The sequence below is a fragment of the Treponema sp. OMZ 798 genome, from assembly GCF_024181385.1.
Classification (GTDB): domain Bacteria; phylum Spirochaetota; class Spirochaetia; order Treponematales; family Treponemataceae; genus Treponema_B.
In genome coordinates this window covers 613,958-625,482 of sequence record NZ_CP051305.1, presented here as the reverse complement: position 1 = coordinate 625,482, position 11,525 = coordinate 613,958, and the positions used below count along the sequence as shown (strand labels likewise).

Below are 11,525 nucleotides of genomic sequence, written 5' to 3'. Positions count from 1 at the left end.
TATGCACATTGACGAATTTATAAAAGCTGCAAAAAAGAACAATGCTGAACTTATAAAAGCTTATTTACAAAACGGCTTTGATATTAATACTCAAGACAAGGACGGATTTACGGCTGTTATGGAAGCAGCGAATTCGGCTATAAAGACTTGTTTTGGTTTTTAATCGAAAAAGGAGCAGATGTTTTAATTAAAGCGGATTATAGTTTTTCGATAATTCACGCCGTCGGTTTAGGCGGCGACAAAAAAATGCTTGACTATGTAATCTCAGAAGGCGCCTGCATAGATGAAAAAGTTACAGGCGGAGAGCAGGACGGCATGACAATAAAAGATTATGCTCTTTTAGCAAAGAATGAAGAATTAATTACTTACTTAAAATCTTTATAAAACCGGAGAAAATGATGAAAAGCAACCTAATTATTTTATGTCTAAGCTTATTATTAACAGCCTGCGCTTCAAAAGAGAGTCAAGAAATCTTTGTTAAAAAGATTGATCATTTTATGCTGACCTGCAAGGAGCCCAAAGAATTATACGACATGCTGGTATATACATTTGATTTACCAGTCTCATGGCAGTACCGCAGTATGGGTAATTTTACAAGCGGGGGAATAGAATTCGGGAACTGTGTATTGGAAGCGATTGACTTTAAAATAGAAGAAGACATTGAGGGAATACTGGGAATGGCCTTTGAACCTGCAATGAAGGTTTCGGATATACAGGACAGGCTAAGAGAAAAAGGATTTAAAGAAACAAATCTTTATTCAAATCAGTATTGGAAAAATCTAATCTGTAATGAGCTGTCTACAGGAGGAACAGTCTTTTTTTGCGAGTATCAAATTCCTGTCAACAGACCGGAAAAAGAACCCGGAGGAAACCTAGGGATTCGATATGTAGAAAAAGTAAAAATAGCATACAGCGATTATACAAAGACCCTCGATTTATGGAGGAAGCTTCTTGTTCCGCACAAAGAAACTAAAGAAGGCTTTTGGGAAATAGAAGCCTCCCCAAATATCGAAATAATCAAAGGCGATTACGACAAGTTTATAAGTTTTGAAGTAAAGGTTAAATCCTTAGAGAAGGCGCGATCCTTTTTATCGGAAAAAGATTTAATCGGTAAAGATACGGGCTCATCGGTTTATACCGACCCCCAAAAAACATACGGAGTTCTATTCGAGTTTACCGAGTGAAGAAGCGAATGTCGAAGTGCAAAGTTCGAACTTCGGCACTATTAAAATATCTGTTATAATTTTTAATAAGAAGAGGATGCCTTATGAAACTTTACGATTTAATTGCAGAAAATTACGAAACAATTTTTCCTCTCGAAAAAGAAAAAGTTGACTTTATTAAAACTTTTTGTAAAAAAGGAAAAATTATCGATGCAGGATGTGCAACGGGAGAGCTTTGTTTTACTCTTTTAAATGAAGGTTTTACACCAACCGGAATAGACCTAAACATAAAAATGATTTCGATTGCACAAAATAAAATAAGACCTTCCGCTTCAAATATAAGATTTGAAGTTGAGGATATGCTCAACATTGTAAAATTCGGGCAACTCAACGCCGTATTCTGTTTCGGCAACACTCTTCCTCACCTAAAAAATAAGAATGAAGTTTTTTTATTTTTTTCTTATATTTATAAAAGCCTTTTAGGAGACGGAGTTTTTATCTTCCAGATATTAAATTACGATAAAATTATTTCAGAACAAAAGGTAAATTTTAAAACAATCGAAAATGGGGATTTTATTTTTAAACGTTCCTATGATTTTGCAGAACAAGAAAGGCTTAAATTTATCATAAACTTTACGGATAAAAAAAATAACGAAAGTCTATCGGATCATACCTTTTTGCTCCCCCTAAAACAGGAATTTTTAAAAGAAAGTTTAAAAAAAGCAGGCTTTAAAAAGATAGGCTGCTATTCTGATTATAATTTTACCCCAAGCGATTTAACGGAATACTCGACAATCTACGCTGCAGAAAAATAAGTGCTTAAGGTATAAAGAAACCGTTAAAAGTTCACCGCAAAACCTTGACCGGAATTGCGGTGATTAAAGAAACAAAAGCTATTTATCTATCCCTACCATGTTAAGAATAAAAGCATATTCAAAGGCTGTGTCCTTAATTCTGTCATAGCGGCCGGTAGCGCCTCCGTGGCCTGAATCCATATTCATGTGGAGGATTAAAATATTATCCCCGGTTTTCTTTGCGCGCAGCTTTGCCGTATATTTTGCAGGCTCGTGGAAAAGAACTTGCGAATCGTTTAAACCGCCTGTTACAAGAATGTGCGGATAATCTTTTGCTTCGATATTGTCATAGGGTGAATATGAAAGCATGTAGTTATAGTACTCCTCCTCGTTCGGGTTGCCCCACTCTTCGTATTCGCCTGTAGTAAGGGGTAAGGAATCGTCGAGCATGGTGGTAACAACGTCTATAAAGGGAACGGCAGCTACAACCGAATGGAAAAGATCAGGACGCATGTTTGTGACGGCTCCCATAAGAAGACCGCCCGCACTTCCGCCCATGATTGCAATTTTTTCCGAAGAAGTATATTTTTGAGAAATCAGGTGCTCGGCACAGGCTATAAAGTCGGTAAAGGTATTCTTCTTTTTTAAGAGCTTACCGTCCTCATACCATTGCTCTCCCATGTCGCTTCCGCCCCTGATTTGAGCAACTATGTACACAAAACCCCTTTCGACAAGGCTGTAAACGCTCGGACTAAAATACACATCAGAGCTGTAGCCGTAGCTTCCGTAAGAATATAGAAGAGCCGGAGCTGCGCCATCCTTTGCCAAGCCTTTTTTATAAACGGCAGCCATAGGAACCTTTACTCCGTCTTTTGCCGTTGCCCAAAGTCTCTCTACAGTGTAGTCATCAGGGTTAAAGCCTGACGGAACTTCCTGCTGTTTTAACAAGACCGATTTTCCGCTTACTATATCGTAATCGTACAAGCTGTTGGGGCGGTTTAAGGAGGTGTAGTTATAGCGCACCTTACAAGAAGTGTATTCGGGGTTTGCCCCCAAATAGGCCGTATAAACGGGTTCGGGGAAGGAAATATTTTTGACCTCGCCCGTTTTAAGAGATTTAACTTCAATCTCGATAAGGCCGTTTTTGCGGAGCTCTAACACAAGGTAGTTTTCAAATACGGAAACGGCTTCAATGCGTACATCTTCGTCATGGGCTCTTTCTTCCTTCCATGTAGATTTATCCGAATAAGAAGAAAGAGGAGCGGAATAGATCTTGCCGTTTAGGTTTTGCTTATCCTTCCAGCGGATAAAAAACTTTTCCTTGTGAGGATGAACGGAGTATTCCGTATCCTTAACTCGCGGAAGAAAGCTCTTAAATTCTTCTTCAGGCTTATCGGCGCGTATAAAACGATCTTCGGAAGTTGTAGAACTTGAACTTGAAATAAAAATAAAGTCCCTTGTTTTTGTACCGCTTACATAGCAGGAAAACTTTACATCCTTTTCTTCGTAAACAAGAGTTCCTGCCTCTTCATTAAGGCCTTGGCGTAAGACCTTGCTTGAACGCAGGGTGCTGTCGATTGCGCTGTAAAAAAGAGTTCCGCTGTCAGATGCCCATGCCGCAGAAGCGGCTCCGTCGTAGCTAAAGCCGGTGTCTTTTCCCGTTTCAAGATTGCGCACTTTTAAAGTAAACTCAGCAAAGGAGCCCGTTTCGTTATAAAAATAACAGGCCTTTTTATTATCAGGGCTTACTATATAATCCATAAAAATAAAGGCCTGTTTTCCTTCTGCCATCTTGTTCACATCAAAGATAATTTCTTCATGTGCATCGAGGGAAGCTTTTTTTCTGCAATAGGTTCGGTACTGCTTTCCTTTTTCGACGCGGTTGTAATAATAATATCCGTTTTCAAAAACGGGATAGGTTTCATCGTCTTCTTTTATACGGCCTACAATTTCATCGTAAATACTCTTTTGTAAATCTTTTGAAGAGGCCATTACCGTATCCGTATAAGCATTTTCTGCATTTAGATAATCGATAACATTTTTATCGGTCTTGTCCTTAAGCCAATAATAATTATCGGTTCTCGTCTTTCCAAACTTCTCGAAATTCGTTGCTTTTATTTCCGCCATGGGCGGTTTTCCAAAATCGGATTGCTTCAATTTGTTTCTCCTAAATTTTTATGAGCATAAGAGCATATTCTTATGCTCAGTATATTTTCAGCCTACATTATAAGGAGATGAAGGTTTTCCGTCTACAGGGATATAATCATAACCACGGCTTACGCATGAATTCCTCAGCTAAATAAAACGTTGAACCTAAATGAATCATCAAAAGTACAAAGCATTTTCTTCCTTTTCAGAGTTTTACCATTTTGATACATTTTCATTCGATTAAAGCAAATCCTCCTTAAAATTGCTATGTTTTCAGCAGTATTTTTTTCTCGAATTTGACATTCATCGTCTCTAAATATTACATCCAGCGACCAGTGTAAAGTGTTTTCTATTGTCCAATGTGTTCTTACAGCTGTTACAAACTCATTTATATCCTCTATGCTGCTAATAAAGTAACGCTTTTCACTGTATTGTTTGCCTTTGCACCTTACAGTGCTTTTGACCATTCCAAAACTCTTTAAATTTGCCCATTTATTCTTATCTGCAAACCAGTTTATATTAGTTGAAAGAAAGTATTCTCTTTTTTCTTCTCTGCCATGCCCTATATCCAAGGTTTCAAATCTTAAAAGTGTGTTTTGAAAGTCTTTGTCTTCTATAGAAAAATAATCTTTTACATCATTATACGCTGCCGGCTGATTTTCTTTTAGAGCCAATACATAATCACATTTTTTCTTTGTGATTTCTTTTGCTATTTCTTTTTGACACCCCATGGCATCTATAGTAATTATCGAGCTTTTTAGTTTTAAAAGGTTAAGGAGTTCAGGAATTGCTGTGATTTCATTCGATTTTTCAGCACATTTTATTTGTCCTAGTACAACTCCCGCTTCGTGAGCGAATGCACTTACCAAATGAATACCTCTACTTTGTTCACTTGCACTTCCACGTAATGTTTTTCCATCAATGTGAATGTATGAACCTGTTGGAATATTAAGGGATTGTTCAATCCACGAGATAAAAAGGCTTTGAAATTGTTTGGGATTAATCATCGCAAGGACTCTTCCTATGGTGTCGTGCGAAGGAACTCCATTTTCTAACAAGAGTCCTACCTCATTTTTTAGCCAATCCTTTTTTACTTCGGCAAATTCCCCTATTTCAAATACAGTTTGAACTCCGCTACAAACAGCACACAGTGCTATTACCAATATTTCGCTGATTAGATGTTTTACTTTGCCCGACTGACGATTATCATTAAGTTCGTTAAAATATTCTTTTAATGTTTTCATACTTTAAATATCGGCTATTTTTTTTCATGCGTAAGCCGTGAATCATAACTAAACAACTTATCCTTATTATCCAAATCAAAACCAAGCCTTGCAAATTCGCTCAACTTCGTCAAGGATTATTAAAGAAAGTCCTTACAAAAACCTACTTAAAAATTTCTTTGCGTCCTTTGCGTACTCCGCGGTTAAATTAAAAAAACAACACGCTTAAATACTATTGGGAGCCTCTAAAAATCCAACAAGGTTTTTAGAGATGCCCTATTATCTTTTTTTCCCTTATGCTATAATACCTTCCGGAGAACAAAAAGAATGTATTTTCCCGAACAGCTGCCTAAAAAGAAAATCTTAAAAGCCCTGCTCCCTGCCTTTATTTTTACCGGCATAGTTTTACTGTCAATAGTTTTTTTTACTCCCGATTTTAAAAACGATTATTCTTTTACCCTCTACAGTTCAGACGGAAAACTCTTGGGGGCCTCGGCTGCAAGGGACGGGCAATGGCGCTTTCCGCAAAATACAAGCCTGCCTCTAAAATACAAAGAAGCCCTGCTTTCCTACGAGGACAAAAACTTTTATTTTCATTTCGGGATAGACCCTCTTTCGGTTTTTAGGGCTGTCAAAGAAAATACGGTAAAGGGAAAAATAGTTTCGGGGGCTTCTACAATTACGATGCAGACCGCCCGCCTTTCGGAAAAAAATTCTTTAAGGACTTTTAAGCAAAAACTAAAAGAAAGCTTTTTGTCTCTTTTTTTGGAGCTTTCCTATTCAAAAGAAAATATCCTTAATCTTTATTCTTCCCATGCGCCCTACGGCGGAAACGTGGTCGGGCTTGAAGCTGCCTCATGGCGGTACTTCGGCAGAAGCCCCGATGACTTAACCTGGGCAGAAGCGGCCTGCTTGGCAGTTCTTCCAAATCAGCCATCTCTCGTACGCCCGGGAAAAGGAAGCGAAATCTTAAAACAAAAAAGAGACAATCTTTTATACAATCTTTTTTTGCAAAAAAAAATAGATGAAGAAACCTATGTCCTTTCTCTTGCGGAACCCGTTCCCGATAAACCCAAAGCCCTTCCGCAAAAGGCCTACCACTACCTTGAGTTTTCAAAAACACAAAGCTCCAATCAAAAAAACATAAGCAGTCTGGATGCCTCTTTACAGGAAATAGTTTTTGAAATTGCAGATCATCATTTTAAAAGAAATCTTTTAAGCGGAGTTTACAATACGGCCGTTTTAATTTTAGATACCGAAACGGGAAAAACTCTAGCCTATATAGGAAACACAGGGCTTCAAAGTGCGAATGCAAAAAACGAACATGTCGATATGATCTATGCCAGACGGAGTTCCGGGAGCTTACTAAAACCTTTTTTGTTCGCGGCCATGCTCGACGCGGGAATGATTTTACCTGATCAGCTCCTCATCGATATTCCGACAAAGATTGCAGGCTACACGCCTCAAAACAGTAACTACAGATATTCGGGAGCAATCCCTGCCCGAAAGGCTCTATCCTATTCCTTGAACATTCCCTTTATACGGGCCTTACGAGAATTTACCGTACCTGCCTTTTTGGATATTCTAAAGCGGTCGGGCTTTACCACCTTTAACCGCTCTGCCGATGACTACGGCCTTCCCTTAATTTTAGGCGGAGGAGAGATAACGCTTTACGAAATTACAAACACTTACAGGAAGATGATGTTAAGGGCGCAAAACAAGCTTGACGAAAAATTTCCTTTTTCTTCCGCTGCCTCTAGGATCACCATGGATGTCCTCACAGAGGGAAACAGGCCTGAAGAAGAAGCCGTCTGGCAGCTCTATGCAGAAAACCAAAAAATTGCATGGAAAACGGGAACAAGTTACGGAAACAAGGATGCTTGGACCATAGGCATTACGCCTAAATATTCCGTGGGTGTTTGGTGCGGAAACGCCTCAGGCGAGGGAAGGCCTGAAATTACAAGCACAAAACTCGCTGCCCCCATCCTCTTTGAAATTTTTAATATTCTTCCAAAGTCCGAATGGCCCGAACAAGAGTTAAAGGATTTTGAATTTATCAAAACTTGTGCAGATTCGGGCTATCCTGCAGGAGAGTTTTGTAACGGCACAAGGGACGTTTTAAAGCCGAGGGAAAGTCATTGCCAAGGCACCTGCCCTTACTGTAAAATCATTTCCTTAAGTCCCGACGGCAAGTTTCAGGTTAAGGCAAACGACATAAACGAATTACCCAAAATAGAAAAAAGGTTCGTCCTTCCGGCTGCCGCGGAATATTTTTATAAGCAGGGGCATCCCGAATATAGGCCACTCCCCCAATGGCTTCCTAAAAGTACGGCATCAAATAAGGGCGAGTTTGAAATTCTCTTTCCCGAAGACGGAACCTCGGTTTATATCCCGACAGAGCTTGACGGCTCCCTCGGTGCCTTGGTTGCAGAAGCAGCTCATAAAAACCCTGAGGCGGTAATTTACTGGGATTTGGACGGAGAATATTTAGGCAGCACTAAGACCTATCATCAAATGAAGATACAGGCTGTAAGGGGAAGGCATGAGCTCACCCTTACAGATAACAGGGGAAATACCCGCAAAAGAATTTTTTACGTCTTAAACGAGAATTAGGAACATTCCAAAAACTATGTTAGTTTTTTTAAATTGACCATTAGTCCTTGAGCATTACTTGAAGCACGACCTCGTCGGTCTTGTGCATTCCCTCGGCCGCGACTACACCGATACCTGCTATGGTTTTTTCGATATCGTCCTTAACTACTCCGTCGCCTCCTGCAAAGAAGTTTCCTTCCATTGCAAGCTCGTGAGAAAATAGGGCCGAGTCCAAGGCAGAAGCGATTTTAGCGGCGCATGACTGCTTGGCTCCGTCACAAAGAATTCCCGATACGGTTCCTAAGGTGTTTGCTATTGTTCCACATATTTGTTCATAAGAGCCGCCCTTCATATAGGTAATAGCAGCAGCACAGGCAGCTCCGGCAGTTACGGCCCCGCAATAAGCAGAGAGTCTTCCGATTCCTGTCTTTTGGTGAATGGCCAAAAGATTGCTTACAATAAGACAGCGGATTAGTCTTTCTTCATTTATCTTATTTTCGCGGGCATATACCACAACAGGAACGGAAACGGCTAAGCCCTGATTTCCGCTTCCCGAATTGGTAATAACCGGATAAGAGCAGCCGCACATACGGGCATCGGAGGCAGCGGCCACTTCGCCTTCAGCCTGAACCTTAACCGAAAAATGATCGCCTTTCCTTTGATTGTATTTTAAAATATTTTTTCCGGTTTCAATGCCGTAAGAATTTTTTAAACCGTCTTCGGAAACACGCATATTATATTCTATCTGCCTGTTTATTATAGGAGCAACTTCATCCACCGGAACAGTATCTGCAAATTCCAAAATATCTTTTACGTTTAAGCAGGACCTATCGGTCAAGGCCCCTGCGGCAGAGTTTAAGCTGTACGGCTTTTCGAAAATAACTTCATCATTCTTTTTAAGAAGGACAATATTGGTATGTTGATGAATTAACTCGGCAACTCCCGTATCGCCGTTTAGTTTTCCGGTAATCCTTATGTGAAGGCTTGCGGGTGTATCCATGAGCTTAAGTTTAGTACAGGACTTAGCTAAATACTCATGAGCCAGTTTTACATGTTCCTCAGTAACATCGGCCAAAACTTCCAAGCCCTTATCGGCATTTCCTCCGATAAGACCTATCAAGGTTGAAGCTTCCATTCCCTTCATTCCGCCGGTATTAGGCACAATAACCGACTTTGCATTTTTAATTATATTTCCGCTGCTTTCAATCAAGATTTCATCGGGGATTCCTCCCATGATTTTACGCAGATTGGCAGCTGTGAAAGCGATTGCTATAGGCTCCGTACACCCAAGGGCAGGAACCAACTCTTCTTTTAGAATTTGAACATACTTTTCCTTTTTTGATTTATCTAAGCTCATACTCTTTCTCCAAATTAAAATTATAACCTTATCTTAACCGGATATTAAAATCATGTCAACATATCGGATAAGGATTACTTATCATCTCCTGTAATTGTTTGGGCCAATCTAAAACCTAAAATATATCCCGGATTTACAGGCACGGCATAACCCCAAGATTTTACTCGGGCAAAGGCCGGCGGATTTCTTGCAGAACCGCTTTTTATAATACGGGGACGGGCACCCATATTATTGATAGGATCTATAAATTCTCCGGGCTGTCTTCTATTATGTCTGTCAAAGCACCATTCCCAACAGTTACCGGACATATCGTAGAGGCCGAGCCTGTTAGGTTTTTTTTGACCGATAGGATGAATATCTATAACCTCAGTTATTGCACCTGCATTTAAAAAAGAACTGTTCCCGGAATGCCAGGCATAGTCATCCGCTGCGTTAAAGTCATCGGTACCTGCAAAGCCGAAATTCCAATCGGGAGCGGAAACATCGCCTCCCCTTGCAGCAAATTCCCATTCAGCTTCAGTAGGCAATCGGTATCCGTTATTTTTCATTCTCACTTCAGGATTTTCACTCTTTGTTATCTCAAGAGAATTACGTAAAACCTGTCCGTCATAAAAATAAACAGGATCAAGACCTTCTTTTTCGCTGAGGGCATTACACCAGATTATTGCATCGCTCCATGACATTTTAGTGACGGGATAAAGACCGCATTTTACGGTTTCATAAGGCAGACCAAGAGATTCCGCTTTTTTTCTGACATCAGGAATCTCGTATAAGTCATCAGGACTTGAACCGGAGGTCATAAAAATTCCGGGCTGGCCCATAGACTGAAATACATATTTATGCTTGCTTTCGTTAACAGCCCAATTGTATACCTCGTGCCAAAAGGTAAAAGCAACCTCATATTTTCCTATTTTGTAGGGACTTAAAGTGATGCTCCGCCCTTCCAAAAATACCCCGTCATCTCCCTTGCCTATTACTGTTACGCTCTTCCTTGTAACATTTATCATTGTCTTAAAATTTTCGATTGAATCATAGGGATAGTTTATAATTTTTTCACGGGTAAAAAAAAGCAGACCTCCTATTATTGCCGCGGCAAGAAATAAATAAAATATATTTGTCTTAGCATAAGGATCCATATTTTTAATTTTTTTCAAAAATTGCTTAAAAAAATGCATACATCCTCCAAAAAACGGTGATAAGCTTTATAACATATTAACGGTAAAAAATCAACAAAATAGATTTTAAAGATAAAATAAATTTTATCTTTTTTTTGATTGAAAATTTTATTTTTATGGATTATACTATTTTTATGGGGGATGATTTATGCAGACAATTTATCAAACAATGAGCGATGGGTCGGCCGTTGCAGTTCATCAGTGGCTGCCCAAAAAAAAGCCTAGGGCTGTAATTCATATAGTTCATGGCATGGCAGAACATGCATTAAGATATGCCGACTTTGCCGAAGATGCATGTACACGCGGGTTTACGGTATTTGCATCGGATCATCGAGGGCACGGTAAAACTTGTGGAAATATAATGCTCAAAGGTTATCTTGCCGATAAAGACGGCTTTAAGCGGGTAGTAGAAGATCAAAAAGAGATAAACGAAGAAATTAAAAAGATTTATCCCGATATTCCAATTATAATACTGGGACACTCGTTTGGCTCTTTTATCACACAAAATTATATAGAAAACTACGGTAAAACCGTTAATGCCGCTATCTTAGTTGGAAGTGCAGGCCCGAACCCTATGATGAGCATTGCAGGCCTTGCAGCCGGCTTAAATAAGCTCTTTTCGGGAAGAAAAATACCCTCCAAGTTTATGGATAAACTGAGTTTTGGAGCCTACAATAAGACGGTCGATTCCCCCAAAACAAATTTTGACTGGCTTTCGAGAGATGAAAAAGAGGTTCAAAAATATATTGATGATGAATTTTGCGGCTTTGTGTGCACTGTAGGTTTTTACCAAGACTTGATCAAAGGATTAAAACAAACCCACAGGGGCACAGAAATGGCAAAGATTCCGTCTGAGCTGCCTATACTCATCACATCAGGCGAGCGGGATCCTGTTTCTAACCTAGGTAAAAGCGTAAAAAAACTCTATGATATTTACAAGGCCAACGGTATAAGCGACCTTAACTTAAAGCTCTACGAAGGAGCCCGTCATGAAATCTTAAACGAAACAAATAAGGAAGAAGTTAAGGCCGATATCTTTGAATGGATAGAAAAACGGATAGGGTAAAGCCCGA

At 39.6% G+C, this 11,525-nt stretch carries 10 protein-coding genes; 6 read left to right on the top strand and 4 right to left on the bottom strand.

Annotated elements, in window-relative coordinates:
- Nucleotide 1 precedes the first annotated feature (1 nt).
- The 4 genes from E4O07_RS02980 (at nucleotide 2) to E4O07_RS02965 (ending at nucleotide 1,978) form a co-directional block, all read left to right on the top strand.
- Nucleotides 2-163, top strand: a complete 162-nt coding sequence (locus E4O07_RS02980) for an ankyrin repeat domain-containing protein (RefSeq protein ID WP_253688115.1) — start codon at nucleotides 2-4, stop codon at nucleotides 161-163.
- Nucleotides 148-384, top strand: a complete 237-nt coding sequence (locus E4O07_RS02975; RefSeq protein ID WP_253687261.1) for a hypothetical protein — start codon at nucleotides 148-150, stop codon at nucleotides 382-384. The genes E4O07_RS02980 and E4O07_RS02975 overlap by 16 nt, the downstream gene beginning before the upstream one ends.
- Nucleotides 385-398: 14 nt before the next feature.
- Nucleotides 399-1,184, top strand: a complete 786-nt coding sequence (locus E4O07_RS02970) for a hypothetical protein (RefSeq protein ID WP_371921957.1) — start codon at nucleotides 399-401, stop codon at nucleotides 1,182-1,184.
- Nucleotides 1,185-1,267: 83 nt separating this feature from the next.
- Complete coding sequence (locus E4O07_RS02965) at nucleotides 1,268-1,978, top strand: class I SAM-dependent methyltransferase (RefSeq protein ID WP_253687257.1); 711 nt, start codon at nucleotides 1,268-1,270, stop codon at nucleotides 1,976-1,978.
- Nucleotides 1,979-2,056: 78 nt separating this feature from the next.
- Here the strand turns inward: E4O07_RS02965 and E4O07_RS02960 are convergent, their stop codons facing one another.
- Both E4O07_RS02960 and E4O07_RS02955 read right to left on the bottom strand, forming a co-directional pair.
- Entirely contained in the window at nucleotides 2,057-4,114 is a 2,058-nt protein-coding gene (locus E4O07_RS02960) for a S9 family peptidase (protein WP_253687256.1), read from the bottom strand.
- A gap of 134 nt (nucleotides 4,115-4,248) precedes the next feature.
- Complete coding sequence (locus E4O07_RS02955) at nucleotides 4,249-5,349, bottom strand: ISAs1 family transposase (protein ID WP_253730585.1); 1,101 nt, start codon at nucleotides 5,347-5,349, stop codon at nucleotides 4,249-4,251.
- A 306-nt stretch (nucleotides 5,350-5,655) separates the two neighbouring features.
- Here E4O07_RS02955 and pbpC point away from each other — a divergent pair, with 306 nt between their 5' ends.
- A complete protein-coding gene (gene pbpC, locus E4O07_RS02950; protein WP_253730584.1) occupies nucleotides 5,656-7,941 on the top strand; it encodes a penicillin-binding protein 1C in 2,286 nt (761 codons plus the stop codon).
- Nucleotides 7,942-7,981: 40 nt separating this feature from the next.
- Here the strand turns inward: pbpC and E4O07_RS02945 are convergent, their stop codons facing one another.
- Nucleotides 7,982-9,277, bottom strand: coding sequence for an L-cysteine desulfidase family protein (locus E4O07_RS02945; RefSeq protein ID WP_253687251.1), 1,296 nt, complete (start codon nucleotides 9,275-9,277; stop codon nucleotides 7,982-7,984).
- Between the two features lie 74 nt (nucleotides 9,278-9,351).
- Nucleotides 9,352-10,452: a formylglycine-generating enzyme family protein gene (locus E4O07_RS02940; protein WP_253687249.1), complete on the bottom strand. Its 1,101-nt coding sequence runs from the start codon at nucleotides 10,450-10,452 to the stop codon at nucleotides 9,352-9,354.
- Between the two features lie 148 nt (nucleotides 10,453-10,600).
- Between E4O07_RS02940 and E4O07_RS02935 the strand changes: the two genes are divergently transcribed.
- Nucleotides 10,601-11,518, top strand: a complete 918-nt coding sequence (locus E4O07_RS02935; protein WP_253687247.1) for an alpha/beta hydrolase — start codon at nucleotides 10,601-10,603, stop codon at nucleotides 11,516-11,518.
- Nucleotides 11,519-11,525: the final 7 nt, after the last annotated feature.